The sequence below is a fragment of the Streptomyces sp. NPDC059895 genome (genome assembly GCF_042731035.1).
In the GTDB taxonomy this organism is placed as follows: domain Bacteria; phylum Actinomycetota; class Actinomycetes; order Streptomycetales; family Streptomycetaceae; genus Streptomyces.
The window spans coordinates 1-25,582 of record NZ_JBHWKO010000062.1; the positions used below are offsets into that span (position 1 = coordinate 1).

At 72.3% G+C, this 25,582-nt stretch carries 23 protein-coding genes and 1 pseudogene; 13 read left to right on the top strand and 11 right to left on the bottom strand.

Annotated elements, in window-relative coordinates; translation table 11 throughout:
• Positions 1–121: 121 nt before the first annotated feature.
• Positions 122–1,720: a serine/threonine-protein kinase gene (locus tag ACFV9M_RS37845; RefSeq protein WP_385077544.1), complete on the bottom strand. Its 1,599-nt coding sequence runs from the start codon at positions 1,718–1,720 to the stop codon at positions 122–124.
• A gap of 256 nt (positions 1,721–1,976) precedes the next feature.
• Between ACFV9M_RS37845 and ACFV9M_RS37850 the strand changes: the two genes are divergently transcribed.
• A complete protein-coding gene (locus ACFV9M_RS37850) occupies positions 1,977–2,702 on the top strand; it encodes a hypothetical protein (protein WP_385077541.1) in 726 nt (241 codons plus the stop codon).
• Positions 2,703–2,778: 76 nt separating this feature from the next.
• Here ACFV9M_RS37850 and ACFV9M_RS37855 read toward each other — a convergent pair whose 3' ends face one another.
• Positions 2,779–3,360, bottom strand: coding sequence for a biotin transporter BioY (locus ACFV9M_RS37855; RefSeq protein WP_385077539.1), 582 nt, complete (start codon positions 3,358–3,360; stop codon positions 2,779–2,781).
• An 851-nt stretch (positions 3,361–4,211) separates the two neighbouring features.
• Here ACFV9M_RS37855 and ACFV9M_RS37860 point away from each other — a divergent pair.
• The 8 genes from ACFV9M_RS37860 to ACFV9M_RS37895 all read left to right on the top strand — a co-directional run bounded on the left by ACFV9M_RS37860 (position 4,212) and on the right by ACFV9M_RS37895 (position 12,235).
• On the top strand, positions 4,212–5,426 hold the full coding sequence (locus tag ACFV9M_RS37860; protein WP_385077536.1) for an ROK family protein: 1,215 nt from the start codon (positions 4,212–4,214) through the stop codon (positions 5,424–5,426).
• A gap of 137 nt (positions 5,427–5,563) precedes the next feature.
• Positions 5,564–5,710, top strand: coding sequence for a hypothetical protein (locus ACFV9M_RS37865; RefSeq protein ID WP_385077534.1), 147 nt, complete (start codon positions 5,564–5,566; stop codon positions 5,708–5,710).
• Between the two features lie 159 nt (positions 5,711–5,869).
• Entirely contained in the window at positions 5,870–6,937 is a 1,068-nt protein-coding gene (locus ACFV9M_RS37870; RefSeq protein WP_385077532.1) for an ABC transporter substrate-binding protein, read from the top strand.
• A 5-nt stretch (positions 6,938–6,942) separates the two neighbouring features.
• Positions 6,943–7,782, top strand: coding sequence for an ABC transporter permease (locus ACFV9M_RS37875; protein ID WP_385077529.1), 840 nt, complete (start codon positions 6,943–6,945; stop codon positions 7,780–7,782).
• Positions 7,758–8,492, top strand: a complete 735-nt coding sequence (locus ACFV9M_RS37880; protein ID WP_385077526.1) for an ABC transporter ATP-binding protein — start codon at positions 7,758–7,760, stop codon at positions 8,490–8,492. The genes ACFV9M_RS37875 and ACFV9M_RS37880 overlap by 25 nt, the downstream gene beginning before the upstream one ends.
• Positions 8,489–9,844 (top strand): LLM class flavin-dependent oxidoreductase, encoded by a 1,356-nt coding sequence (locus tag ACFV9M_RS37885; protein WP_385077524.1) that lies wholly within the window; start codon positions 8,489–8,491, stop codon positions 9,842–9,844. Before ACFV9M_RS37880 ends, ACFV9M_RS37885 begins: the two co-directional genes overlap by 4 nt.
• Positions 9,845–9,856: 12 nt before the next feature.
• Complete coding sequence (locus ACFV9M_RS37890; protein WP_385077522.1) at positions 9,857–10,747, top strand: TauD/TfdA dioxygenase family protein; 891 nt, start codon at positions 9,857–9,859, stop codon at positions 10,745–10,747.
• A gap of 111 nt (positions 10,748–10,858) precedes the next feature.
• Positions 10,859–12,235: an amino acid permease gene (locus ACFV9M_RS37895; RefSeq protein ID WP_385077519.1), complete on the top strand. Its 1,377-nt coding sequence runs from the start codon at positions 10,859–10,861 to the stop codon at positions 12,233–12,235.
• A gap of 62 nt (positions 12,236–12,297) precedes the next feature.
• On the opposite strand, the gene ACFV9M_RS37900 is transcribed toward ACFV9M_RS37895, so the two are convergent.
• From ACFV9M_RS37900 to ACFV9M_RS37925, 6 genes are all read right to left on the bottom strand, one after another.
• A complete protein-coding gene (locus ACFV9M_RS37900; RefSeq protein ID WP_385077517.1) occupies positions 12,298–12,627 on the bottom strand; it encodes a DUF6087 family protein in 330 nt (109 codons plus the stop codon).
• 72 nt (positions 12,628–12,699) lie between these two features.
• Positions 12,700–13,833: a methyltransferase domain-containing protein gene (locus tag ACFV9M_RS37905; RefSeq protein WP_385077515.1), complete on the bottom strand. Its 1,134-nt coding sequence runs from the start codon at positions 13,831–13,833 to the stop codon at positions 12,700–12,702.
• Positions 13,833–14,798 carry an ATP-grasp ribosomal peptide maturase gene (gene tgmB, locus ACFV9M_RS37910; RefSeq protein WP_385077513.1) on the bottom strand — a complete coding sequence of 322 codons (966 nt, stop codon included), beginning with the start codon at positions 14,796–14,798 and terminating at the stop codon, positions 13,833–13,835. The genes ACFV9M_RS37905 and tgmB overlap by 1 nt, the downstream gene beginning before the upstream one ends.
• Complete coding sequence (tgmA, locus tag ACFV9M_RS37915) at positions 14,798–15,094, bottom strand: putative ATP-grasp-modified RiPP (RefSeq protein WP_385077510.1); 297 nt, start codon at positions 15,092–15,094, stop codon at positions 14,798–14,800. The genes tgmB and tgmA overlap by 1 nt, the downstream gene beginning before the upstream one ends.
• 153 nt (positions 15,095–15,247) lie before the next feature.
• Positions 15,248–15,769 carry an ATP-binding protein gene (locus ACFV9M_RS37920; protein ID WP_385077508.1) on the bottom strand — a complete coding sequence of 174 codons (522 nt, stop codon included), beginning with the start codon at positions 15,767–15,769 and terminating at the stop codon, positions 15,248–15,250.
• A gap of 103 nt (positions 15,770–15,872) precedes the next feature.
• Positions 15,873–17,075 carry a helix-turn-helix domain-containing protein gene (locus ACFV9M_RS37925; protein WP_385077505.1) on the bottom strand — a complete coding sequence of 401 codons (1,203 nt, stop codon included), beginning with the start codon at positions 17,073–17,075 and terminating at the stop codon, positions 15,873–15,875.
• A gap of 154 nt (positions 17,076–17,229) precedes the next feature.
• On the opposite strand from ACFV9M_RS37925, the pseudogene ACFV9M_RS37930 reads away from it, so the two are divergent.
• Positions 17,230–18,018 (top strand): annotated as a pseudogene (locus ACFV9M_RS37930) (amino acid permease); the annotation flags it as partial.
• Positions 18,019–18,159: 141 nt separating this feature from the next.
• Entirely contained in the window at positions 18,160–18,801 is a 642-nt protein-coding gene (locus ACFV9M_RS37935; RefSeq protein ID WP_385077503.1) for a superoxide dismutase, read from the top strand.
• Between the two features lie 194 nt (positions 18,802–18,995).
• On the opposite strand, the gene ACFV9M_RS37940 is transcribed toward ACFV9M_RS37935, so the two are convergent.
• On the bottom strand, positions 18,996–19,607 hold the full coding sequence (locus ACFV9M_RS37940) for a histidine phosphatase family protein (RefSeq protein ID WP_385077547.1): 612 nt from the start codon (positions 19,605–19,607) through the stop codon (positions 18,996–18,998).
• A 253-nt stretch (positions 19,608–19,860) separates the two neighbouring features.
• Entirely contained in the window at positions 19,861–20,505 is a 645-nt protein-coding gene (locus tag ACFV9M_RS37945; protein ID WP_385077500.1) for a DsbA family protein, read from the bottom strand.
• A gap of 138 nt (positions 20,506–20,643) precedes the next feature.
• Between ACFV9M_RS37945 and pepN the strand changes: the two genes are divergently transcribed.
• Together pepN and ACFV9M_RS37955 are read left to right on the top strand one after the other, a co-directional pair.
• The gene (gene pepN, locus ACFV9M_RS37950; RefSeq protein ID WP_385077498.1) at positions 20,644–23,223 is read left to right on the top strand and encodes an aminopeptidase N; all 2,580 of its coding nucleotides are present in this window, start codon (positions 20,644–20,646) and stop codon (positions 23,221–23,223) included.
• A gap of 425 nt (positions 23,224–23,648) precedes the next feature.
• Complete coding sequence (locus ACFV9M_RS37955; protein ID WP_385067963.1) at positions 23,649–24,710, top strand: hypothetical protein; 1,062 nt, start codon at positions 23,649–23,651, stop codon at positions 24,708–24,710.
• A gap of 104 nt (positions 24,711–24,814) precedes the next feature.
• On the opposite strand, the gene ACFV9M_RS37960 is transcribed toward ACFV9M_RS37955, so the two are convergent.
• Positions 24,815–25,276: an NUDIX hydrolase gene (locus tag ACFV9M_RS37960; protein WP_385067966.1), complete on the bottom strand. Its 462-nt coding sequence runs from the start codon at positions 25,274–25,276 to the stop codon at positions 24,815–24,817.
• Positions 25,277–25,582 lie beyond the last annotated feature (306 nt).

A 25,582-nucleotide genomic window follows, 5' to 3' on the forward strand; every position in this document is an offset into this window, starting at 1 on the left:
CGCGGGGCCGGGCCGCGTGGGGGCACCCGGCGGCCCTCTTGGCCCCCCGGGGGGGCCGCCGGCGGGGGGCCCGGCGGCCGAGGGTCCCCTCTCCGTCGTCCGGCCGGCGCCCGCCTCCCGTTCAGAGCACGGTGAAGCTCTCCTTCACCTTGTCGTACGTGCGCAGCGCCGCCGCCTCGACGTGCGGCTGGTACCAGGTGTTGATCTGGTACGACGTCCCGCCCTCGTCGAAGCCGAGGAGGCGGGCGTGCCAGGGCGTGCCCTGGAGCGTGAACGTGTACTCCCAGACGACCGCCGGGTTGCCGCGGAACGTCGTCTCCTCCAGGCGGATCTTGCGGTAGTCCCGGCCCTGGTGGGCGTTGCGTTCCGAGGTCCGCCAGGTGTCCATCAGGTCGCCCCGGGCCAGTGAGGAACTGGCCACGAGTTCCTGGGTGCCGTCGGGGGACGTGTAGTGCACCTCCGCACCCGTCTTCACGTCCCGCCGCCAGCCCTCGGGTGTCGCCCACGCGTACCCGCCGGCCTCCTGGTGCGCGCCGGGCGGCAGGCTCGGCGGCCTGGAGGTGCCCTCGACGGTGGGCGTGGGCGTGGGGGTGGCGGTGGGCGTGGGGGTGGCGGTGGGCGTGGGGGTGGCGGTGGGCGTGGGGGTGGTGGCGGAGGTCGTCGCCGGGTGACCCGTGGGCGAGGAACCGGCCCGGTTCCCGCCGTGGCCCGATCCGGGCGACGCCAGCGCGATCGCGACGGCGGCGGCCACGGCCGTGACGCCCGTGGCAGCCGCGAGGGCCGTACGGCGGTGGAGGGCGGCGGGGAAGCGGGGGCGGCGCCCGGTGGGACGAGGCTCGGCGGCGGGCGGCGGGGCGGGCGGCGCGGGCGGAGGTGTCGGCGCGGGCGGCGGTGTCGGCGCGGGCGGTGGTGTCGGCGTGGGCGGCGGGAAGGCCACCGGACGCAACACCGACTCCAGGTCGGTGAGACGTGCGCGGACGGTCGGTTCCTTCTCCAGGAGCGCGGCCAGGATGTCGCGCAACGGCCCTGCCGTGGGCGGGAGTTCGGGTTCCTCGTAGAGGACCGCGTGCAGGGTCGCCAGGGTCGTGTCGCGGGAGAAGGGCGAGTGTCCGGCCAGCGCGGCGCAGAGGGTGGCGCCCAGGGACCACACGTCGGAGGGCGGGCCCTGCGGGCGGCCGGAGATGCGCTCGGGGGCCATGTAGTCGGGGGAGCCGACCAGCATGCCGGCCATGGTGAGCGCCGCCGTGTCCTGGATCGCGGCGATGCCGAAGTCGGTGAGGACGACACGGTCGCCGCCGTCCTCGACCAGGACGTTGCCCGGTTTGATGTCGCGGTGCAGGACACCGCGCGCGTGCACCTGGTGCAGCGCGGTGACCAGGCCGAGGCCGATCCGGGCCGTCGCGCGTGGGTCGAGGGGTCCCTCCTCGGCCATGATCCGCTCCAGGGAGCGGCCGGCGACCAGCTCCATGACGATCCAGAGGCGTTCGCCCTCGTCGACGACGTCGTAGACGCGGACGACGTTGGTGTGGTCGATCCGGGCGGTGGCCCTCGCCTCGCGCAGGGTGCGTTCGCGGCGGGTGCGCGCGTCCTCCGCGTCGAGGCCGTCGATACGCATTTCCTTGACGGCGACCTGCCGGTCGAGTATTTCGTCGGCGGCCCGCCACACCCGCCCCATTCCCCCCTGGCCGATACTCTCGACCAGCCGATAACGTGCCGCCACCACAAGACCCGGCACACCGGTACTCCTGGTGTTTCCCGGACCGCCCGTGTTTCCCGGGCCCCCCGCTCCCCCCGCTCCCCCCGCTCCCCCCGCTCCTCCCGCATTCCTCGCATCACCCGGCATTTCACCTCACCCCCTCCATTGCTCGCTTCCTGAAAACAATGGTCACACTTGGTGCCGCACCAGCATAGTGCGGAGAAATCTTGTGGTACCTCTTCAGGTACTGCGAATTCAGGCGCAGCCAAGGGGGGCGAACATGAGTTCTCGTCGTATGACGGCCGTCGCCGGATCGCTGGTCGTGGCATCTTTCTCGGCGGTGTTGGCGCTTTCCGCGCCGGCCGGGGCGGACGACCGGGGGCCCGGCAGCAGCGAGGGGGGAAAGGCCGTCGACCGGGCACCGGACGGCGTCGAGCTGACCACGCTCCTGCCGGAGCGGATCTCGGTGGACAACGACTCGCGGGAAACGTCGATCACCGCCACGGTGAAGAACGACGGCACCGAGGAAAGCGGGCCGGTCAGGCTTTTGGTCGTCGGATTCGACGGACTGACGGTCGAAAACGTCCATGGGTGTTCGCGGATCGCGAAGAAGGATCTCCCCGAGGGATCCAACAGCGGTTTCTCCTGCCCCGTAGGCTCCCTGGCGGCCGGGGCGTCGACGTCGTACGAGGTCGACGCGGTCTTCGATCTCGGCAGGACCGGGAAGATCTGTCTGCCCGTCCAGACCGCGGACGGGTCGAAGACGTTCTGGCAGCAGGGGCCGGTGCCGTTCGGTACGACGAACCCGTCACCGAACGCGCCCGCCACCCCGCTGCTGCTCGGCACGGACAACACGCCCGTGGGGCCGGGCGGCGACGAGTTGCCCAGGACCGGGCCCGGCCGGGAGGTCGTACCGCTCGGCGCGGCCGGGGCGGCACTGCTCGCGGCCGGCGCGGCCGGACTGTGGTGGTCGCAGCGGCGGCCGGCGGACCGACGGCAGAACTGACCTCGGAAACGGAAGAGGCCCGCCGGTGTGCCGTCGTGGGACGGCCGGGCGGGCCTCTTTCCGTACCGACTCGGGGTCAGCGGCGGGCGAACTTCCAGGCGGTGGGCAGCAGGCCCATCGCCAGGGCCGCCTTGAGGGCGTCGCCGATCAGGAACGGGGTGAGGCCGGCGGCGATCGCGGCGGAGGCGGAGAGGTCGGCGGCGTAGGCCAGGTAGGGGACGCCGACGGCGTAGATGATCGCCTCGCCGACGAGCATGGTGCCGGCCATGCGCCACACGTTGCGGTCCGCGCCGCGGCGGGCGAGGGCGCCGACCACGGTGGAGGCGAGGATCAGGCCGAGGACGTAGCCGAAGGACACGGCGGCCGCGCCGGACCCGCCGTCCGCGAACCACGGCACACCCGCGACACCCGCCACGGCGTAGAGGGCGAGGGAGAGGAAGCCGCGACGCGCGCCCAGGGTCGTGCCGACGAGCAGCGCGGCGAACGTCTGGCCGGTCACCGGCACCGGGGAGCCGGGCACCGGGACCGCGATCTGGGCCGCGAGGCCGGTGAGCACGGCGCCGCCGAGGACGAGCGCGACGTCCCGGACACGGGAGGCCGGGAGGAGGTCGGCGAGGACCTGTCCGGGGCTGGCGGGGGTGGCGGCAGCGGTGCTCATGGGGACTCCGCGAGGTCGGGGGCGGTTCGGGACACCGTGACGCTATCCCAGGCGAGTGGGGCCCATCACCGTCACGGGTCGACAAACGGCCGTTCGGGGACTTGGTGGGCTTTGAACAACATGCCGTGGTTACACCCGGTACGGCGTGACGCTGGTCACTGAGGTGACGTGGTGCGGCCTACGGGGAGGGAGGGACGGGCGTCTGTAGGGTTTCGCCAATCGGGTCGGGCGCGGCCGTGCGCCCCGGGTGCGGGGCGAGGCCGTAGAGCGTGACCGAACCACCACCGGGACCGCGCAGACCGCCGGCCCCACCGCCACCACCGGGCCCACGGCCACCACCGCAACCGCCGCGGCCCCACCGCCGCCGCCTCCACCATCACCGCCGCCAGCCCCACCGCCGCCGCCGGCCCCCCACCACCGCCTGCCCCACGGCCACCACTCGCCACGGTCGGCCCCACAGCCACCGCCGGCCCCACCGCCGCCGCCTCCACCATCACCGCCGCCAGCCCCACCGCCGCCGCCGGCCCCCCACCACCGCCTGCCCCACGGCCACCACTCGCCACGGTCGGCCCCACAGCCACCGCCGGCCCCACCGCCGCCGTCTCCACCACCTCCACCACCTCCCCCGCCCCCGTCTCGCCCGTCGGTCGCCGTCTGGGCAGCGGTGGACCGCTTTGCTAGCTTCGGGCCCATGGTTGCCCAGGCCCGGAACTTCTCGTCGCGTCGCCACGTCGATCTGCGGCGCGTCGGCGCGGCCGCCTGTCGCTCGCCCCGGTGAGGCGGGCGGAGCCGATCCGTCACGCCTCCTTCGCAGACGGCGCAGTGTCGGACCGGCCCCGAGGAACTCCCCCATGTCCCGTACCACGGCATTCCCTCCCGCCCCCTCTCCCGCCCCCTCTCCCGTCCCCCGGGTCGCCGACAGCGACCGACGGCGCACCAGCGCCAGCGTGATCCTGCGGTCCGTGCTGGAGCACGGACCGGTCGCGCGCAGCACCATCGCCCGGCTGACCGGGCTGTCCCCGGCCTCCGTCACCGGCCACTGCGCCCGCCTCAGCGGCCTCGGGCTGATCCGGGAGTCGGACGCGCCGCGGCGCGGCAGCGGGGTGGGCAGGCCGCACGTCCCGGTGGATCTGGACGACGGGCGGTTCGTGGTGGGCGGCGTCCACGTGGCGGTGCCGTACACGACGGTGGCGCTGCTCGATCTGCGCGGCCGGGTGGTGGCGCGGCGGGAGGCGAAGCACTGCGGGACCGACCCCTTCGCCGTGCTGGCGCGGGCCGCCGACGGGCTGGACGCGCTGCTCGCCTCCGCTCCCGGCCGCCGGGCCCTGGGGGTGGGGGTGGCCGTGGGCGGCTGGGTCGACCGGGACGCGGGGACCGTCGTGGAGCATCCGCTGCTCGGGTGGCGGGACGTGCCGGTGCGGGAGGCGATCGGCGACCGCACCGGGCTGCCGGTCCAGGTGGACGGGCACGCGCGGGCGCTGGTCAACGCGGAGCGGCTGTTCGGGCGGGCGCGCGGCAGCGGCAGTGTGCTGCACCTGTTCGTCGGCAACGTCGTCGACGCGGCGTTCGCCACCCGCGACGAGGTGCACCACGGGCCGCGGTCGCAGGCGGGCGCCATCGCCCATCTGCCGCTCGCCGGGGGCGGTGAGCCGTGCGTCTGCGGGCGGACCGGCTGCCTCCAGGCGGAGCTGAGCGAACGGACGCTGTGCCGGCGCGCCCGTGCGGCCGGGGTGACCGACGGGACGAACCCGATGCACGTCGTCGCCGCGGCGGCCGACGGGAACCCGGTGGCCGTACGGCTGCTGCTGGAGCGGGCCCGGACGGTGGGGCGGGCGGTGGCGCTGCTGATGGACGTGCTCAACCCGGAGCGCGTGGTCGTGACGGAGGTCGGAGCGCTCGCCCGCGAGGACTGCCTGGCGGCGATCCGCGCGGAGGCCGGGCCGGCGCGCGCGGCCTCGGTGGCGCCGACGAGTTTCGCGGACTCCGTGCTGGCGGTGGCGGGCGGCGCGGTGGCCCTGGACGTGCTCTACCGCGATCCCCTCGCCGTGTCGCACGACGGTAATTAATTCAGAAACTCGGAATGTTGACAGGAGCCCGACGTGGCATGGAATATCTACCTCATGAGCTGTCGCACCTTCTGTTGCTGACGCCCCCGGCGCGCCGGGAGCGCGCCCTTCTCTCCTCCCCCGAGTGAATTCCGTACGTGAACTCTCCGCGCGAGTTCCGTGTCCGGGTACATACGCGGCACGAGTTCCTGCGCGAGTTCCCGCGCGAGTTCCTGCGCGAGTTCCTGCGTGAGTTCCCGCGCGAGTTCCCTACGCGAGTCCTCCGCATCCGGTTCCCTGCGTGAATTCCTTGGGCGAATCCCGTCTCCCGCGTCGCCGTATCGATTCCCCGTGCCGGGTTCCTTTCCCGCCCGGAAATCCGCCCGTCTCCGACGGCCCACGGCCGCCGCCCCGCCGCCGCGCCCTGCCGCCGTTCCTCCGCCGCTCTCCCTGGGGGTCCTCCCATGCCCGTTTCCCGTGCGCCCGGTGTCGACCGGCGCCTCTTCCTCGCCTCCCTGCTCGGAGTGACCGCCGCCGCGGCCGGTCTGAGCGGCTGCGCCGAGAGCAGCGCGGCCAGCGGGTCCGAGGGCGCCTCGACGGCTCCGCTCGCCGACAAGGTGCCCGCCGGCACCAGTCTGAAGATCGCCTCCCCTCTGAACGCGCAGGAACTCCAGCTCAAGCTGGCGAAACTGCCTGAGCTGCCGTTCAAGGTGTCGAACTGGCTGAATATCTCGGCCGGTCCGGACGTCATCAACGCCTTCCGCGCGAAATCCCTCGACCTCGCCAACAACGCGGGTATTCCACCGATCCAGGCACAGTTCCAGGGATTCGACGCGAAGATCGTCGCGATCAACATCACGCGCGAGCCGAACTACCTCTTCGCCACCAAGCCCGGCAGCGACATCCGCGGCGTCGAGGACTTCAAGGGCAGAAAGCTGGCGTTCTCGCAGGGCCAGGCGCAGGGCGTCGTCCTGCTGCGGGCGCTGAAGAAGGCCGGACTGAAGTACGACGACGTGGACCTCGTGCCGCTGACCAGCAACCAGTTCTTCACCGCCCTCCAGTCGGGGCAGGTGGACATCGCCCCGCTGCACCACACCCAGGCGCCCTCCTACCTCCAGCAGTACGGGTCCAAGGGCGCCCGCAGCATCCCCAGCGACGTCGTCGACCTGCTCGACCTGCTGTGGGCGCCGGTCTCCGTGCTGAACGACCGGGCGAAGGCGGCCGCGATCGCCGCGTACATCCCGCAGTGGGCGCAGGGCGAGGTGTGGCAGTACGAGAACCCGGACGTCTGGAACGAGGAGTTCTACGTCAAGACGCAGAACCTGACCCTCACCCAGGCCGAGTCCATCACCGCCCTCGCCAACAAGCCGCTGTTCCCGCCGAGCTGGGACGAGGCGATCGCGTGGGAGCAGGAAACGGCTGACCTGCTCGCGGAGGGCGGCTTCATAAAGAAGTTCGACGTCGGCTCGCTCTTCGACCACCGCTTCGAGGGCATCGCCGCGCAGTCCGTACCGGCCGAGTACCGGAAGTGACCGCCATGACCACGACCACCCTGGACAAGGCTCCCGTCGTCGCCGCCGACGAGCGCCCCCGCACCCGCCGCCGAGGGCTCACCCCCGGCCGGCGCCTGCCCGCCGCCCGGCTCACCGGCCCCCTGCTGCTGCTCGCCCTGTGGGCCGCCGCCTCCGCCGCCGGACGGCTCGACCCGGGGGCGATCCCGGCGCCCTGGACGGTGCTGGAGAGCGGCGTCCACCTGTGGACCGACGGGACGCTGACCACCGACATCCTCACCTCGTTGCAGCGGGCCGGGTCCGGCTTCGCGATCGGCCTGACCGCGGGGGTGGTGCTCGCGCTGGCGTCCGGGCTCACCCGCACCGGGGAGGCGCTGATCGACGGGACGGTCAACCTCAACCGGGCGATCCCGACCCTCGGCCTCATCCCGTTGTTCATCCTCTGGCTGGGCATCGGCGAGACCTTCAAGATCGCGATCATCGCCATCGTCGTCTACATACCGATCTACCTCAACACGCACGCCGCGCTGTCCGGCATCGACCACCGCTTCGTCGAACTCGCGGAGGTGCAGGGCCTGTCGAAGGCGCGGTTCATCCGGGAGATCGTCATCCCCGGCGCGCTGCCCGGCTTCTTCGTGGGGCTGCGGCTCGGCGTGACCGGATCCTGGCTCGGTCTGGTCGTCCTGGAGCAGATCAACGCCACCAGCGGCCTGGGCTACATGATGTTCCAGGCGACGAACTACGGCCAGTCGGACGTCATCCTGGTCGGCCTGGTCGTCTACGGCATCTTCGGTCTGATCTCCGACAGCGCGGTCCGTCTCGTCGAACGGAGGGTGCTGTCGTGGCGCCGCACACTGAGCAGCTGACCCGTCCCGCCGTCCGGCTCAGGGGGCTCACCCGCTCCTTCGACGGGCGTACCGTCCTCGACGGCATCGACCTGGACATACCCGCCGGCCAGTTCGTGGCCCTGCTCGGGCACAGCGGCTCCGGCAAGAGCACCCTGCTGCGGGCGGTCGCGGGCCTCGACCACGAGGTCAACGGCAGCGGGCAGCTGACGGCACCGGAGCGGGTGTCGGTCGTCTTCCAGGACTCCCGGCTGCTGCCCTGGCGGCGGGTGCTGCCGAACGTCCTGCTCGGACTGGACGGCAAGGAGGCCGAGGTGAAGGGCCGCGAGGCCCTCGCCGAGGTCGGACTGGCCGGCCGCGAGCGGGCCTGGCCCAGCGAGCTGTCCGGTGGCGAGGCCCAGCGCGCCGCCCTGGCCCGCTCGCTGGTGCGCGAGCCCGAACTCCTCCTCGCCGACGAGCCCTTCGGGGCACTGGACGCGCTCACCCGCATCAGGATGCACACCCTGCTGCGCGAGCTGTGGGAGCGCCACCGGCCCTCCGTGCTGCTCGTCACCCACGACGTGGACGAGGCGATCGTGCTCGCCGACCGGGTCCTCGTCCTCGACCACGGCCGCATCGGCCTCGACCAGACCATCGCCCGCCCGCACCCGCGCTCGTACCGCGACCCGCTGCTCGGCGAGTACCGCGAACGGCTGCTGGCCGCCCTGGGCGTCACGGAGGACCACCAGTGACCTCGCGCACGCTCCACCTCAACGCCTTCCTCATGAACACCGGCCACCACGAGGCGTCCTGGCGGCTGCCCGAGAGCGACCCGTACGCCCATGTGGAGCTCGCCCACTACGTCCGGCTGGCCCGGGCCGCCGAACGCGGCACCTTCGACTCGCTCTTCCTCGCCGACAGCCCGCAGCTGTGGGGCACGGTCGCGCAGCGCCCGGCCGGCGCGCTGGAGCCGCTCACGCTGCTGACCGCGCTGGCCACCCGGACCGAGCACATCGGTCTGATCGCCACCGCGTCCACCTCCTACAACTTCCCCTACAACCTGGCCCGCGCGTTCGCCTCGCTGGACATCATCAGCGGCGGCCGGGCCGGCTGGAACGTCGTCACCACCGCCGGCGCCGAGGCCGCCCGCAACTTCGGGCTCGACGCGGAACCCGCGCACGCCGAGCGCTACGCCCGCGCCGCCGAGTTCGTCGACGTGACGCTGAAACTGTGGGACAGCTGGGAGGACGACGCGATCGTCGCCGACAAGGCGGCCGGGCTCTGGGCCGACGACGCGAAGATCCATCCGGCCCGGCACCGGGGCCGCTTCTTCGGCGTCGAGGGTCCGCTCAACGTGCCGCGCACCCCGCAGGGCCATCCGCTGCTGGTGCAGGCCGGCTCGTCGGAGGACGGCAAGGCGTTCGCGGCCCGGTACGCGGAGGCGGTGTTCACCGCCCAGCAGACCCTCGGGGACGCCCAGGCGTTCTACGCCGACCTCAAGTCCCGTACGGCGGCGGCCGGCCGCGACCCCGGGCACATCAAGGTACTGCCCGGCATCGTCCCGGTGATCGGCTCCACGGAGGCCGAGGCGCGGGCGGACGAGCGGGTGCTGGAGGACCACATCGTGTACGCGCACGGGGTGGCCCGGCTGGAGAGCCTGCTGCAACTGGAGCCGGGCACCCTGGAGCTGGACGCGCGGCTCCCCGCCGACCTGCCGCCCGAGGAGGCCGTCGAGGGCGCCAAGAGCCGCTACACGCTCGTGGTGGAGCTGGCCCGGCGCGAGCGGCTCACCGTGCGGCAGCTGATCGGCCGGCTGGGCGGCGGGCGCGGGCACCTCACCTTCGCCGGGACGCCCGAGCAGGTCGCCGACGCGATCGAGACCTGGTTCACGCAGGAAGCCGCCGACGGCTTCAACATCATGCCCGCGCTGCTGCCCTCCGGCCTCGACGCCTTCGTCGACCACGTCGTCCCGCTCCTGCGCGCCCGCGGCCTGTTCCGCACGGAGTACGGCCCCCGGCAGACCCTGCGGGAGCGCTACGGCCTGCCGCGCCCCGCCAACCAGTACGCCACCGCCGCCGAGGCGGACGCACCCGCCCTCGTCTGAAAGGACCCACCCATGTCCCTCGACATCCGCAAGGTCACCGCGCACATCGGCGCCCAGGTGTCCGGCGTCGACCTCGCCAAGCCGCTCGACGAGGAGACGGTCGCCGCCCTGCGCGAGGCCCTCAACGTCCACAAGGCCCTGGTCTTCGACGACGTCGACCTCGACGACGAGGGCCAGCAGGCCTTCGCCCGCCACTTCGGCGACCTCACCACCGCCCACCCGACCGTGCCCGCCGTGGACGGCGCCCCCAACGTGCTGCCCGTCGACAGCGAGCAGGGCATCGCCAACCACTGGCACACCGACGTCACCTTCGTCCTCAACCCGCCGCAGGCCAGCACCCTGCGCAGCCTGACCCTCCCGCCGTACGGCGGCGAGACCCTGATCGCCAGCTCGGCGGCCGCCTACCGGCAGCTGCCGGAGCCGCTGCGCCGGCTGGCCGACGGCCTGTGGGCGGAGCACACCAACGACTACGACTACGCGGTCCCGGCCGAGGACATCGACGAGGAGCGGGCCGCGCAGCGCGCCCAGTTCACGTCGATCACGTACCGCACCGCCCACCCCGTGGTCCGCGTCCACCCGCTGACCGGTGAGCGCGGACTGTTCATCGGCGGGTTCGCCCAGCGGATCGTCGGCCTGTCGGTGGGCGAGTCCCGCACGATCCTGGACCTGCTCCAGTCCTACGTCACCCGGCCGGAGAACGTCCTGCGCCACCGCTGGTCGCCGAACCAGCTGGTGCTCTTCGACAACCGCATCACCCAGCACTACGCCGTCGACAACTACGACCGGCAGCCGCGCCGGCTGCACCGGGTGACCGTCGCCGGTGACGTGCCGGTCGGCATCGACGGCAAGGAGAGCTGGTCGGTGCAGGGGGACGCGGCGCACTACACCTCCGTAGCGGAGTAGCCACGGGCTGTTCCGGAGGTGTCCGGATGGTGGGCGGCCCGTTCCCCCGAGCGGAGGGGCCGCCCAGACTAGGGGAGTTTTTGACCTCTACGCATTGGACGAGCCGCGCCCATGCCCAGCATCACCGCAGGGACTCCGCCGGAGTCCGACGTCTCCCTCTCCCACGGCCTCAAGCAGCGCCATCTGTCGATGATCGCCCTCGGCGGCGTCATCGGCGCGGGCCTCTTCGTCGGGTCCGGCGCGGGCATCGCCGCCGCCGGTCCCTCGATCGTCCTCGCCTACGCCCTCTCCGGCCTCCTCGTGATGCTGGTGATGCGGATGCTGGGCGAGATGTCGGCCGCGTACCCGTCCTCGGGCTCCTTCTCGGCGCACGCCGAGCGTGCGATCGGCCCCTGGGCGGGCTTCGCCGCGGGCTGGTCGTTCTGGGTGCTGCTGTGCACGGCCGTCGGGCTGGAGGGCATCGGCGCGGCGAAGATCGTCACCGGCTGGCTGCCGGGCACGCCCGAGTGGGCGTGGGTGGCGCTGTTCATGGTCGTCTTCTGCGGGACGAACCTGGCGGCCGTGAAGAACTTCGGCGAGTTCGAGTTCTGGTTCGCGGCCCTGAAGGTCGGGGCGATCACGCTGTTCCTGGTGCTGGGCGTCCTCGCGATCGCCGGGGTGCTGCCGGGCACGGACTCCCCGGGCGCCTCGCACCTGACCGACTTCCTCCCGCACGGCGGTGAGGGCCTGGTCGTCGGCCTGCTCGCCTCCGTCTTCGCCTACGGCGGCCTGGAGACCGTCACCATCGCCGCGGCCGAGTCGGAGAACCCGGTGAAGGGCGTGGCGAGCGCGGTCCGTACGGCGATGTGGCGCATCGCGCTGTTCTACGTCGGCTCGATGGCCGTCATCGTCACCCTGGTCCCCTGGGACGCGCCGGAGGTCGTCGAGAAGGGCCCCTACGTCGCCGCCCTCGACCGGCTCGGCATCCCCGGCGCCGGCCAGCTGATGAACGTGGTCGTCCTGGCCGCCCTGCTGTCCGCGATGAACGCCAACATCTACGGCGCCTCGCGCATCGCCTTCTCCCTGGTCGGGCGCGGCCAGGGCCCCAAGGCGCTGGGCCGGGTCTCCGCCGGGGTCCCCCGGGCCGCCGTCCTCGTCTCCTGCGTCTTCGGTTTCGTCTGCGTGCTGCTGAGCTACTGGCGGCCCGACGACGTGTTCCCCTGGCTGCTGAACATGATCGGCGCGGTCATCCTGGTCGTCTGGATCTTCATCGCCGTCTCCCAGCTGCGGCTGCGCGGCCGTCTGGAACGCGAGGCCCCCGAGAAGCTGGTGGTGCGGATGTGGGCGTTCCCGGTGCTGACGTGGGTCGCGCTGGCCGGCATGGCGGCGGTGTTCGTCCTGATGGCGCGTGAGCCGGACACCCGGGTGCAGCTGTACTCCACGGGCGCGATGACGGCGCTCCTGGCGGTGGCCGGGTACCTCCGGCAGCGCCGGCTCGCCCGGGACTGACCGGGCCCCGCGTCCGTCCGAGGCCCTCACGTGGGAGTTTCGGGGGCACAGAGGGAGGCCGGTCAGGTGGTATCAGAGGGGTGGTGCCACACCTCGGTCGGCCTCCAGGGGTCGGGCATGCGGGGCAGCTTGCCGAACGGCGGGAGAGGTACCCGTTCTGCCCGCGAGGCCGCGTCCGCGCCGGTCTCCTCCGCAGCGGTCCTGAGATTCTCGGCGACTCCGGCCGGGACCCACTGATTCCCGTCCCATTCCTGGATGCCGCGCGGAGCGTCAGGGGCGACGTGTGCGCCCTGTTCCGGCTGGTCGCCGAGCGGGGCGTGCCGTCGTTCACCTCGCACGGGGCGGCGCTGCTCACGATGTGCCGCCCACTCCTCCAAGGGCTCGTCGTCCATGCAGTGCTCCCTTCTTGTCGACTCGGTCCAGTCTGCCGCGTAGGCGTCAAGGCCGGAACCACTGGCCTGGGGTCACAGAGTTGCCGTCCACCTGCCGCGCGACAGCGTGGTCTCGCCATCGGGGGCGATGACGACCTTCGCTCCGTAGACGGGGAGTTCACCGTGTTCCAGCCATCGCCGGCGGATCCGGTCCAGCAGCGCGTACAGGCGGCGCGGGCCGCCCTGGTGAACGGTCGCTGTGTGTTCGCCGGGCTTGGTGTGGGCGCGGGCCCATGAGCCGTCGGCGTGCAGCATCCACGCCATGCGGCCGCCGTCGTCTGCGGTTCCGGTGCGGTGCTCGATGCCGGGTGCCGTCAGGGAGAGCATCGACCACACCTCCCAGGCCTGCATGACGTCGAGCACCGGGAACGGAGACAGGGTGACCTCCTCTCCGTCCTGGTCGGCTGCCTGGGCGAAGACGACGTTCAGCGCGGGCGGGTAGTCGTCGCCGGTGCGGGCGGCCATGAAGGAGCCGCGGTTCCACTCGACGCGTCCTGTCGCGCCACCGTCGTCGGTCTTGTCGGCCGTGACGATGAGGCCGGTGCCCGTGATCGTCGTGACGAGCCGGCCGCCGGGTGCGAGGGCTTCCAGCCACTGGGCGGGGATGCGGGGCATGGACACCATGGAGACGATCCGGTCGAAGGTGCCAGGCAGTTCGCCGTCGGCGTCGGCGGTGACCACGGTGGGGTGCCGGCCGATCCGGTCGAGGCGTGCGGTCGCCGCCTCGGTCAGGTACGGGTCGATGTCCAGCGTAGTCACCAGGCCGTCGCCCAGCCGGTGGCAGGCCAGGGCGGCGCTGTAGCCGGATCCGGTGGCCAGGTCCAGCAGCCGGTGCCCCGGGGCGAGATGGCCGTGCCGGAGCATCGTCACGACCAGGCTCGGCAGTGTGGACGAGGAGGTGGGGTGTCCGGTGACGGCCTGCCCGGGCTGAGCATGGTCGGCATGCACGGGTCCCACCCGGGTGACCAGCGTCGAATCGGCGTAAGCGGCCTTCGCCCATGCCGTCTCGTCGGACGGCCCGTCGACAACCAGCCACCCACGCTCTCCGGGCGTGAACCAGCGCTCGACGAACTCATGCCGGGGCGTGTCGGTGAGCGGCCCCCACCAGTCCGATCCCGGGTGCGCGACCTGAGCGGCGAGACCTGCCGCGTACGGCTCCCAGTCCATCAGGTGACTCCTTGCAACTCGTCGGCGATGGCCTCGACAATCGGCAGGCCGGTCGCCCCCTGGATCCAGTCCCACTGCCCGCACGGATTGATCTCGAGGAACGTCCACTGCCCGTCAGGGCCCACGATGAAGTCTGCCGCTCCGTAGCGGAGCTGGAGCCGCTCCATCAGCCGCCGCGTACCGGCCTCGATCTCCTCGGGGACCGTGACGGCCATGTAGGTCAGCGATCCGTAGTCGCTGCGCCAGTCCTCGTGCGCTGCTTCGCTGCCTGCATGGATGGCGGCAGCGAACATGCGCTTTCCGATCACGGTCAACCGCACCTCGTGCTTCTTGGGGACCCACGCCTGGAAAAGGTGCGCTGTGGTGTCGATGCCGCGCAGGTCGTCCAGATCGGCCGGCTCCAGGCGCCGGGTGTAGACGCATCTGAGTTGTCCGTCCTCGATCACGACGGGCGAGGCTACTGGCTTGCACACGATCGCCGCGCTGACGTCGGCGGCGAAAGACCGCACGTCCTCGGGCCGGTTGGTGATCAGAGTGGGCGGGATGAGCAGCCGGCACGCGCGCGCGGCGGCGAGCTGTACGGGCTTGTACTCGGCGCGCGCCATGGCTGTGGGGTGGTTCACCCACCGGCACTCGAGCGCGGACAGGACTCCGCCGAGACCGGCGCGGGCCTGGGCGGCGGCGAATCCCTCCTCCGGGCCGGACATTCCCCGGGCGAAGCGGAATGCCCCGGGGGCGCGGTAGTAGACCGCGCCGACCCGGGACAGTTCCACCGTCCGGTGTTCGGTGAGGAGTTCGCCCGTCCAGGCCTGCCCAGCGCTGATCCTTCCGGCCAGGGCGAGCCGCTGCGGGAAGTCGGCGGTGTCCATGCGGAACACCTCCACTCCCCGGTTCTCCAACTCGACGACGATCCGGTCGGTGGGCCAGTCGTCGGCGGCGGCGATGATCAGGACGGGCGAGGACATCAGTCCTTGGGCCCCTCGTCCAGCGGCGGCGGGTTCGTCGTCGAGCCGTCCGGCACGGTCGGGGTGTGGGTGTTCGCCATGCACGTCAGCAATCCGCCACCGCTGGACACGCTGACCTGGCGGCCGTAGTCGTAGGTGTGCGCCGGGATGCGGACGGCTCCGGTGGAGTCCGGTGTACGGGCGAAGCGCAGCGCCCACGGCCTGGTGCTCGGAGCCGACGGTGCCTCCTCGCTGAAGGGAGTACGGCCTCCGGGCGGGGTGAGGGGGAACGCCTCACGCGTCGATGTCGCTGTCACGGTCTTCTCCGTTCGGTTGGCGGTGCGGGATCCGGCGCGGGGCAGTCCAGATCGCGGGGGATCGCTCTCCGGGCGTTCGACCCCGCGCCCGGGGCCTTGCTTGCCTGTCCGATGGCCTGGGACCGGACGTCACCAGGCCGCCGGACAAGCGCCCTAGGTCGCGGCGGGTTGCATCTCTGCCGGTCCTTCGGTCAGGGGGACGGTGCACCAGGTCGTTGAGCCGTCCGGGCTGACGCCCCACGCTTCGGCCATGGCAGCGACGAGGAAGAGGCCCCGGCCGCCCTCGTCGCTGGGGCCGGCCCGGCGCACTTCGGGGCGGTCGGGCGAGCCGCCCGCCACCTCGATCACACAGTGGTGTCCGGCGAGGTACACGCGCACGCCGATCTCGGTGCTCCTGCCGTGGCGCAGAGCGTTGGTAGCCAGCTCTGTGAGCAGCAGTTCCGCGACGTCGATCAGCTGAGGGAGGCCCCAGTAGGTGAGGCTCGCGCGGATGATGCGGCGGAGCCGCTTCGGCCAGGCGGCGTCTGCTGCGGAGAGCTTGCCGGAGTCGGAAGGGGAACGGCGCTCGATGAACACTTCGAGAGCCGTCCGGACGCCTTCGCAGCGACTCGTGTCGGCGGCATCAGCAGCGGCGCGTCGACAGGTGCGCCCCTGGTCCGCGATGTGCATCGTCATGGTCGGCTCCATGTCGAAATGGCCAGTGACGACATGGTGGTGGCACGACTAGGCCCTAACTGTCACGAGTTGATGATAGCTAGGGCCAAATTGTCACGCAGAGTCACCGCTGTGCGGCTGGTGCTGAGCTGAGCCACGAGCCGTACGACAGGAAACTCTCGGGGAGCCGCCGGTGCGCAGCTTCGAGACCGGCGTAGGTGTCCCTCACCGTCGGGTGGTATTTGGCCTGTTGAGGCGCTGTCTTACGTGCCTTGAGAAGGCTCTTGAACGAGTCCTCGAGCTTCCCGGTCCACAGCTGCGCGCGGGCGACGTCGGCGTAGTGGTGACTCATCCGCGACTTCGGCCAGTCACTCGGGATGGCCAGACCGGTCGTGGCCTCGACCGCCTCACCGTACTGGTCGAGCTCGGCCAGTACGGAGACTCGGTGCACGCGGACGTTGGTGGGGCCGAAGGCGAGCCAGTGCACCTGAACCGACTCCCCGGTCGCCTCGGCGATCCGCTCCGCTTCCTGAAGGTGGGACAGGGCTTGGTGCTCGTCGTGGGCTCGGCCGGCCATCACCGCGCCACCGAGATGGAGCTGCCCGGTGACGACCTCTCGTTCGTGCGACTGGTCCGCCTGCTGAAGCGTGGTGAGTCCCAGCGTCACCAGCCGCCGACCAGTCCGGTACTGCCCTTCCCTCAAGTACGTGAGTGCCCTGAGGTACTGATACATGCCCCCGAGGACAGCGTCGGAGCCGCGCTGTGCGGCCCAGTCCATGCGGGCGAGCGAGAGTTGGGCCAGGTCTGCGAACCCGAGCTTCGCAGCGACGTCATACGCCGTCCGGTAGAGGGACGCGAGCGTCAGCCACCCCTCGGTGCTGTTCATCGTGTGGGCCGCGGTCGTGCCCTCCTCGATGAGTCCGGCGACGTTGGATGCGGCTCGCTTGATTTCGCCCGCGCGGACGGCCGCGCAGAGCGCCTCCGCCTCTTCCGCGAGGTCATCGAGTCGCCGTGGCTGGAGGTCGGGGTCGGGGCCCAGGTCGTAGACGTCCAGAGCTTCCCTGATAGGCCTGATGAGAACGTCGAGTTCGTCGGCCCGCAGCTCGACGGCGTACGGCTGCCCCACAATCGTGGCGACTTCCACGCGCATGGCCCGGGCGCAGGCGGCAACGACGTGCGGGGTCGCGGGAAGAATTCCCTGCTCCGTCTTCGTCAGCGTGCTGTACGGGACTCCTGCCAGGTCTGAGAGACCCTTCTGGGTGAGGTGTCGTTCTCGGCGAAGACGTGCGATTCGCACCCCGGTGTGGTCTTCGGGCAGAGCATGCATACTTACTCCTGTTCTGCTTCGACACCCGAACGGTACCCCGCGGTCGGCTTCACGGGGACGCGGAAGAGCCCCGCTCCCCACGGAGTGGGGCTCTTCGTCAATGCCTCGTGACTCCGTACTCGAGCCGCCTGGGTTTTGAGGCAGGGACCGTTTCGACTTCCTCCCGCACGGCGGTGAGGGCCTGGTCGTCGGCCTGCTCGCCTCCGTCTTCGCCTACGGCGGCCTGGAGACCGTCACCATCGCCGCGGCCGAGTCGGAGAACCCGGTGAAGGGCGTGGCGAGCGCGGTCCGTACGGCGATGTGGCGCATCGCGCTGTTCTACGTCGGCTCGATGGCCGTCATCGTCACCCTGGTCCCCTGGGACGCGCCGGAGGTCGTCGAGAAGGGCCCCTACGTCGCCGCCCTCGACCGGCTCGGCATCCCCGGCGCCGGCCAGCTGATGAACGTGGTCGTCCTGGCCGCCCTGCTGTCCGCGATGAACGCCAACATCTACGGCGCCTCGCGCATCGCCTTCTCCCTGGTCGGGCGCGGCCAGGGCCCCAAGGCGCTGGGCCGGGTCTCCGCCGGGGTCCCCCGGGCCGCCGTCCTCGTCTCCTGCGTCTTCGGTTTCGTCTGCGTGCTGCTGAGCTACTGGCGGCCCGACGACGTGTTCCCCTGGCTGCTGAACATGATCGGCGCGGTCATCCTGGTCGTCTGGATCTTCATCGCCGTCTCCCAGCTGCGGCTGCGCGGCCGTCTGGAACGCGAGGCCCCCGAGAAGCTGGTGGTGCGGATGTGGGCGTTCCCGGTGCTGACGTGGGTCGCGCTGGCCGGCATGGCGGCGGTGTTCGTCCTGATGGCGCGTGAGCCGGACACCCGGGTGCAGCTGTACTCCACGGGTGCGATGACGGCGCTCCTGGCGGTGGCCGGGTACCTCCGGCAGCGCCGGCCCGCCCGGGACTGACCGGGCCCCGCGTCCGTCCGAGGCCCTCACGTGGGACACGTGAGGGCCTTTCCCTTGCCCTCGGACGCCCTCGGAACGCTTTTTGTTGCTAGCGTGTAGTTGCAAGCTCTTTGCAATAAGAGGTTCGGAGGGGAACCCGCCATGCCCGTCTACACGCTTCCTGAACTGCCCTACGACTACTCCGCGCTCGCCCCCGTGATCAGCCCGGAGATCATCGAGCTGCACCACGACAAGCACCACGCCGCCTATGTGAAGGGCGCCAACGACACGCTGGAGCAGCTCGCGGAGGCGCGGGACAAGGAGCGGTGGGGCTCGCTGGGCGGGCTGGAGAAGAACCTGGCCTTCCACCTGTCCGGGCACATCCTGCACAGCATCTACTGGCACAACATGACCGGCGAGGGCGGCGGCGAGCCCCTCGCGGCGGACGGCGTGGGCGAGCTGGCGGACGCCATCACCGCGTCCTTCGGCTCGTTCGCGAACTTCAAGGCGCAGCTGTCCAAGGCGTCGGCCACGACCCAGGGCTCCGGCTGGGGCGTCCTCGCCCACGAGCCGCTCAGCGGCCGCCTGATCGTCGAGCAGGTCTACGACCACCAGGGCAACATCGGCCAGGGCTCCACCCCGATCCTCGTCTTCGACGCCTGGGAGCACGCCTTCTACCTCCAGTACAGGAACCAGAAGGTCGACTTCATCGAGGCGATGTGGCAGGTGGTCGACTGGCAGGACGTCGCCCGCCGGTACGAGGCCGCCCGCTCCCGCACGGACGTCCTGCTGCTCGCGCCGTAACGGCGCCCCGCGCGTCCCGCCTCGTGATCGTCTTCTCACCCTTCACCCGGCGGGCGGAAAGAAGGAGGCCCCCGTGAGGACGTGACTCACGGGGGCCTTCCCGCGCCGCGAACCCGGCGCCCCTCACCCAGGACGGCCCCCGCCGCCGGCCGGCGCCCGCCCCTGCGCACGGGCGCGCCCCCGGCCGGCCGGGGCTACGACTCGCAGGGAACGTTCAGGGACACGAGCGCCGCGGCCCGTCCCTCCAGGCGGATCTCGCTCACGGCGGCGTTGCGCAGGCGGGGGAAGAGGCGGCGGTAGTGCTCGACGGGGATCGCCAGCAGCCGGCACAGCGCCAGCCGCAGGAGGGTGTTGTGGGCGACGACCAGGACGCGTCCGCCCTCGTGGGCGGCGGCGATCCGGCGCAGGGCCGCGGCGCCACGGGCGGCGGCCGTTCGCGGGTCCTCGGCCTCGGGGAACGGATGTCCGACCGGGTCCGCCAGGAAGGCCTCGGCCCGCCGCGGGTCCGTCACGGCGAACTCGGCGAGCGTACGGCCCTCGACGACCCCGAAGTCGCACTCGCGCAGGGCCGGTTCACGCCGGGCGGCCAGGCCCAGGGCGCGGCACGCGGGTTCGGCGGTGGCGGTGGCGCGGGAGAGGGTGGACGTCCAGACGGCGTCCACGGGGTGGACGGCGGCCCAGCGGCCGAGCGCCTCCGCCTGGGCCCGGCCCCGCTCGGTGAGGGCCACGTCGGTCAGCCCCGCGTACCGGTTCTCGGCGTGCCACACGGTCTCCCCGTGGCGGGCGAGGAGCAGGGTCGTCCGCACGCGGAGCGTCGCTCCGGGCTGCTCGTCCTCGGTGTCGTCGGCCTCTGCGGCCCGGCCGGTGTCCACGGTCGTCACGGTGCCCTCCCCGGTGTCGGCGATCGTTCGTCGCACGGGCGGATACGCAGTACCGGCCGGTCCGACTCACCGCACGAAGGCTTCCCCGGCCGGGCAGCGCGGACACGAAGGGGCGGGGCGGGTCCGCCGGAGGTGTTCCGCGGACCCGCCCCGCCCGGGTTCGGGTGACCTGGCGGACCTACAGGTTGCTGAAGTCCGGGCCCTTGGTGCGGGTGCGCTTGATCTCGTAGAAGCCGGGGACCGAGGCGACCGCGAGGGTGCCGTCCCAGAGGCGGGCCGCCTCCTCGCCCTTCGGGGCGGGGGTGACGACGGGACCGAAGAACGCGATCTGCTCGCCGTCGGGACCGGGCACGGCGATCACCGGCGTGCCGACCTCCTGGCCGACCTTCTCGATGCCCTCCTTGTGCGAGGCGCGCAGCTCGGCGTCGAACTCGAAGTCCTCCTGGTCGGCGTAGTCGATCAGGTCGGCGGGCAGTCCGGCGTCGGCGAGGGCACCGGCGATGGCCTCCGGGGTGGGGCCCTCGCCGTTGTTGTGGAAGCGGGTGCCGAGGGCGGTGTAGAGGGGGCCGAGGACGTCGTCGCCGTGCTTCTGCCAGGCGGCGGTCACCACGCGGACCGGCTTCCAGGCCTTGGTGGCGAGCATCTCCCGGTACTCCTCGGGCAGCTCGTCGATCTTGTCCTCGTTGAGGACGGCGAGGCTCATCACATGCCAGCGGACCTCGATGTCGCGGACCTTCTCCACTTCGAGCACCCAGCGGGACGTCATCCACGCCCACGGGCACAGGGGGTCGAACCAGAAGTCGACGGGGGTCTTCTCCGACATGTCTCTCCTCGGGGCGAACCGTTTCCCCGGTGAACGCCTCCGGCCGTGCGGCGCATTCCCCGGTGTCCGGCGTCAGGGGCGCATGGCAGGATCGGTGCTGTCCAGCGCCATACGGCCGACCCCGAGGGAGTACCGCCCGTGCCCGGTGAGAACCTGTCCCGCGACGAGGCCCGGGAGCGGGCCGCCCTGCTGTCCGTCGACGGGTACGACGTGTCGCTCGACGTGCGGTCGGCGGTGGGCGAGGCGGCCGGGGACGGTCCGCGCACCTTCCGCTCGGTCACCACGATCCGCTTCCGCTGCAACGAACCGGGCGCGTCCAGCTTCGCCGACCTCATCGCCCCGAGCGTGACCGCGGTCACCCTCAACGGCCGCGACCTGGACCCCGGTCAGGTCTTCGACGGCGCCCGGATCCTGCTGGAGGACCTGGCCGCCGAGAACGAACTGGTGGTGGACGCCCGGTGCGCCTACTCCCGCACCGGCGAGGGCCTGCACCGCTTCGTCGACCCGGAGGACGGCGAGGTCTACCTCTACACGCAGTACGAGCCGGCCGACTCCCGCCGCGTCTTCGCCAACTTCGAGCAGCCCGACCTCAAGGCCCCGTACCGCTTCGAGGTGCGGGCGCCAAAGGAGTGGGTGGTGTGGAGCAACGGCGCGGGCGAGCGGACGGACGGGGTGTGGCGGTTCGCGGAGACGAAGCCGATCTCGACGTACATCACGTGCGTGGTGGCGGGGCCGTACCACTACGTGACCGATTCCTACGAGCGGGTGTTCGAGGACGGCACCCGTCTGGAGATCCCGCTCGGCGCCCTGTGCCGCAAGGGCCTCGCGCCCCACTTCGACGCCGCCGACGTCTTCCTGGTCACCAAGCAGGGCCTGGACTTCTTCCACGACCGCTTCGACTACCCGTACCCCTTCGGCAAGTACGACCAGGCGTTCGTGCCCGAGTACAACCTGGGGGCGATGGAGAACCCGGGGCTGGTGACCTTCCGGGAGGAGTACATCTTCCGGGGCAAGGTGACGCGGGCGTCGTACGAGGGCCGGGCGAACGTGATCCTGCACGAGATGGCGCACATGTGGTTCGGCGACCTGGTCACCATGGAGTGGTGGGACGACCTGTGGCTGAAGGAGTCCTTCGCGGACTTCATGGGGTCCTTCTCGCTGGTCGGCGCGACCCGCTTCACCGACGGATGGATCACCTTCGCCAACCGCCGCAAGGCGTGGGCGTACCGCGCCGACCAGCTGCCCTCCACCCATCCGGTCACCGCCGACATCCGCGACCTCCAGGACGCCAAGCTCAACTTCGACGGCATCACCTACGCCAAGGGCGCCTCGGTCCTGAAGCAGTTGGTGGCGTACGCCGGGCAGGACGCGTTCCTGGAGGGCGCCCGCCGCTACTTCAAGCGGCACGCCTACGGCAACACACGCCTCGGTGACCTGCTCTCAGTGCTGGCGGAGACCAGCGGCCGGGACATGGGCGCGTGGGCGCGGTCCTGGCTCCAGACGGCCGGTGTGAACGCGCTGACCCCGCAGGTGCTGCTGGACCCGGAGGGCAGGGTCGAGGAGCTGGCGGTGCTCCAGGAGGCGGCGGAGTCCCACCCCGAGCTGCGGCCGCACCGGGTGGCGATCGGGCTGTACCGCGTGGCGGACGGCCGGCTGGTGCGCCACGCCCGCGCCGAGACGGACGTCGACGGGCCGCGGACGGTCGTGGCGGAGCTGGCGGGCGCCGAGGCCCCGGACCTGGTCCTGGTCAACGACGAGGACCTGACGTACTGCAAGATCCGCTTCGACGACACCTCGTTGCGGACCCTGCGGGAGCACCTGGGGGACTTCACCGACCCGCTGGCCCGTGCCCTGTGCTGGTCGGCGCTGTGGAACCTGACCCGGGACGCGCTGCTGCCCGCCCGGGACTTCGTGGACCTGGTGCTGCGGTTCGCGGGGCGCGAGTCCGACATCGGGGTGCTCCAGACGCTGCACGCCTGGGCGGAGTCGGCGCTGGTGCACTACGCGGCGCCCGCGTGGCGGGCGGCCGGTGAACGGCTGCTGGCGGACGGCGCGCTGGCGGAGCTGCGGTCGGCCCGGCCGGGCAGCGAGCACCAGCTGGCCTGGGCGCGGTTCTTCGCGTCGGTGGCGTCCGGGCCGGCCGACCTCGGCCTGCTCCAGGGGCTGCTGGAGGGCTCGGCGAAGATCGACGGCCTGGAGGTGGACCAGGAGCTGCGCTGGGCGTTCCTGGAGCCGCTGGCCGCGCACGGGGTGGCGGACGAGGGCGTGCTGGCCGCGGAGCTGGCCCGCGACGACACCGCGTCGGGCAGGCGCCACCAGGTCCGCTGCCTCGCCGCCCGCCCGTCGCCGGCGGTCAAGGCGCAGGCGTGGGCGCAGCTCGTGGAGTCGGACGCGCTGTCCAACGCGCTCGTCGAGGCGACGATCGCCGGCTTCGCGCGGCCCTCGCAGCGCGAGCTGCTCGCGCCGTACGCGCCGAAGTACTTCGAGGTGATCGGGCGGATCTGGGAGCAGCGGTCCATCCAGATCGCGATGCACCTGGTCAGGGGCCTGTTCCCGGCCTCCCAGGACTCCCCCGGCGCGCTGGAGGCGACGGACGCGTGGCTCGCGGCGCACGAGTCGGCGCCCCCGGCGCTGCGGCGGCTGGTCCTGGAGGCGCGGGACGACCTGGCGCGGGCGTTGCGCGGACAGGCGTGCGACGCGGCGGCCGACGCCGGCTGAGGCGCTCGGGGCCCGGCTGCCCGGCTGCCCGGTCGAGCCTCGGGGCCGGGACCGGGGCCCGGCTGCCCGGCTGCCCGGCTGCCCGGCTGCCCGGCTGCCCGGCTGCCCGGCTGCCCGGCTGCCCGGCTGCCCGGCTGCCCGGCTGCCCGGCTGCCCGGTCGAGCCTCGGGGCCCCGGCCGCCGAGCCTCGGGGCCACGGCTGCCCGGCCCGGCCGGCCAACCTTTGGCCTGAGCTCCGGCGGACGGTGACCGTTACGGAATTCATTCCATCCGAACCGTAACCCCTGGCCCCACCCGGTGGGACCTGGGGTTTCGGCACCTACTCGGCATCCGAACACGCGTCCTTTAGGGCGATCTTGTCCGCATTTGTCGACAGGCGTGTAACAGGGGTTAAAGGGCGGATCGGGCGCGGGAATGTCCGGGGCATGAACCACAACACCCCGCTCCCCCCGGCCACCCCCCGCCCCGTGTGCCACCTGTCGGACGTACAGCGCCGCGTCATGACGGCGGCCCAACTGCGCACGCACGGCGTCTCGTCCGCCGAGACCGTCGAGCAGTGCCGCCCCGGCGGCCCCTGGCAGCAGATCCTCCCGGGGGTGTTCCTGCTCCACCCCGGACCGCCGACCAGCGAGGAGCGGCTGCACGCGGTGCTGCTGTACGCGGCCCGCGAGGTGCCGGCGCCCGGGGTGCCGGTCCAGCCGGGCGCGGGGGAACCGCACCGCCCGGTGTACACGGAGGCGGTGATCACGGGGCTCGCGGCCCTCACGCTGCACGGCTTCACCACCACGCCCCCGCTGCTCGCCCTGGAGCGCGTCGACGTCCTGGTCCCCCGGCCGCGCCGGCTGCGCTCGGCGGGCTGGGCGCACATCGTCCGCACCCCCGACCTGCCCGCGGCCGAGCAGGTGACGGGCGTTCCGGTGGCGCCGGTGCCGCGCGCGCTGGCCGACACGGTGGCGTGGCTGACGGACGCGGGGGCGGTCCGGCGGCTGCTGACGGAGGCGGTGCGCGGGGGGTACTGCGAACCGGCGGCGGTCGTGCGGGAGTTGAACCGGGCGAAGCTGCTGGGCCGCCCGCACGTGGTGGACGCGGTGGACTCGCTGCTCGCCGAGGGCCGGGCGATCGCGGAGCACCGCCTCTACACGATGGTCCGCGAGTACGGTCTGCCGGACCCGGTGTGGAACGTCGACCTCCGGCTGCCGGGCGGCCCGCACCTGGGGGGTCTGGACGCGTACTGGCCGGAGCAGGCGGTGGCGGTGGAACTGGACACGCGCGCACCCCGGCAAGGCCCTCGGCAGGACGACGACGCCCTGTGGTCCGAGTACGCGCGCAAGCGCGAACACCTGGAGCGGCTCGGCATCACGGTCGTGCACATCACGCCCAAGAAGCTCCGGGACACGATGGAACAGCAGGCGACGGTGGTGCGTACGGCCCTGATGGCGGCCGGGGACCGCGATCCGGCCGCGTACGTCGTGGTGCTGCCGAGGTAGTGACGCACCGGGGACCGGCATCAGGAGGGGAGCGGAGGGGCCGTCCGGCGAACGGACGGCCCCTCCTCGTGCCGACCGGGAACACGGGCGGGCGGGCGGCTCGGCTAAGCCTCCGGCACGGACACCCGCCCGGTGACCGGGCGTTCCCGCCACAGCCGCAGCGCCACGTCGACCAGCCGTACCCGGGTCAGCCCGGCGACGGCGTCCAGGTCGTGCCAGGCGGCCATGTCGGTGGAGCCGCCGACCTCGTGGCGCAGCTCACCGCCGACGACCCGCCCCTCGTACACGATCCGCACCCCGTGGTGGTCCTCGGGCCCGCGCAGGCCCGCGCGGCGGAAGACGTGACGGGAGGAGTCCACACCGAGCAGACCGGTCACCTCGACGCGGTAGCCGGTCTCCTCCTCCAGTTCGCGCACGACGGTGTCGTACGGGTCCTCGCCGTGCTCCATGCCACCGCCCGGCAGCACCCACTCCGGGGTGCCGTCCGGCGCGGGTGAGCGGGCCAGCAGGAGCCGGCCGTCCCGGACACACACGGCGTAGGCCGCCACCCTCAACCTCTCGCGCACAGGGGGACGTTAACCGGTCGGGTCCGGATCGTCAGGTGCGTATCCGGGGGCGGACCGGAGCAGGAGAGGGCGCGGCCGGCGGAAGGGCGGCGGTGACGCGCGGGGCCCGACGGTTATGTGAGGGATGAGCGGACCCTGGGGCGACTTGTCGTGTTGGCCGCCGATGCCCGCAAACGTCATCGCGGGTTTTCCCCATACATCCATTGCGATTCGGTCAACCGTCCCCAAACACCTGTTCCTTGCGCAAAGCTGTGCGGTCGTCCGGGATCACCGTCCGGACACGCGCGATCAGGCGGGAAACGGCCC

Bases quoted from the DNA above. Each gene is read 5' to 3' on its own strand.
- ACFV9M_RS37850 (WP_385077541.1), top strand. From the start codon at position 1,977: ATGAGTTCTCGTCGTATGACGGCCGTCGCCGGATCGCTGGTCGTGGCA.
- ACFV9M_RS37855 (WP_385077539.1), bottom strand. From the start codon at position 3,360: ATGAGCACCGCTGCCGCCACCCCCGCCAGCCCCGGACAGGTCCTCGCC.
- ACFV9M_RS37860 (WP_385077536.1), top strand. From the start codon at position 4,212: ATGTCCCGTACCACGGCATTCCCTCCCGCCCCCTCTCCCGCCCCCTCT.
- ACFV9M_RS37870 (WP_385077532.1), top strand. From the start codon at position 5,870: ATGCCCGTTTCCCGTGCGCCCGGTGTCGACCGGCGCCTCTTCCTCGCC.
- ACFV9M_RS37875 (WP_385077529.1), top strand. From the start codon at position 6,943: ATGACCACGACCACCCTGGACAAGGCTCCCGTCGTCGCCGCCGACGAG.
- ACFV9M_RS37890 (WP_385077522.1), top strand. From the start codon at position 9,857: ATGTCCCTCGACATCCGCAAGGTCACCGCGCACATCGGCGCCCAGGTG.
- ACFV9M_RS37895 (WP_385077519.1), top strand. From the start codon at position 10,859: ATGCCCAGCATCACCGCAGGGACTCCGCCGGAGTCCGACGTCTCCCTC.
- ACFV9M_RS37900 (WP_385077517.1), bottom strand. From the start codon at position 12,627: ATGGACGACGAGCCCTTGGAGGAGTGGGCGGCACATCGTGAGCAGCGC.
- ACFV9M_RS37905 (WP_385077515.1), bottom strand. From the start codon at position 13,833: ATGGACTGGGAGCCGTACGCGGCAGGTCTCGCCGCTCAGGTCGCGCAC.
- tgmB (WP_385077513.1), bottom strand. From the start codon at position 14,798: ATGTCCTCGCCCGTCCTGATCATCGCCGCCGCCGACGACTGGCCCACC.
- ACFV9M_RS37920 (WP_385077508.1), bottom strand. From the start codon at position 15,769: ATGACGATGCACATCGCGGACCAGGGGCGCACCTGTCGACGCGCCGCT.
- ACFV9M_RS37925 (WP_385077505.1), bottom strand. From the start codon at position 17,075: ATGCATGCTCTGCCCGAAGACCACACCGGGGTGCGAATCGCACGTCTT.
- ACFV9M_RS37935 (WP_385077503.1), top strand. From the start codon at position 18,160: ATGCCCGTCTACACGCTTCCTGAACTGCCCTACGACTACTCCGCGCTC.
- ACFV9M_RS37945 (WP_385077500.1), bottom strand. From the start codon at position 20,505: ATGTCGGAGAAGACCCCCGTCGACTTCTGGTTCGACCCCCTGTGCCCG.
- ACFV9M_RS37955 (WP_385067963.1), top strand. From the start codon at position 23,649: ATGAACCACAACACCCCGCTCCCCCCGGCCACCCCCCGCCCCGTGTGC.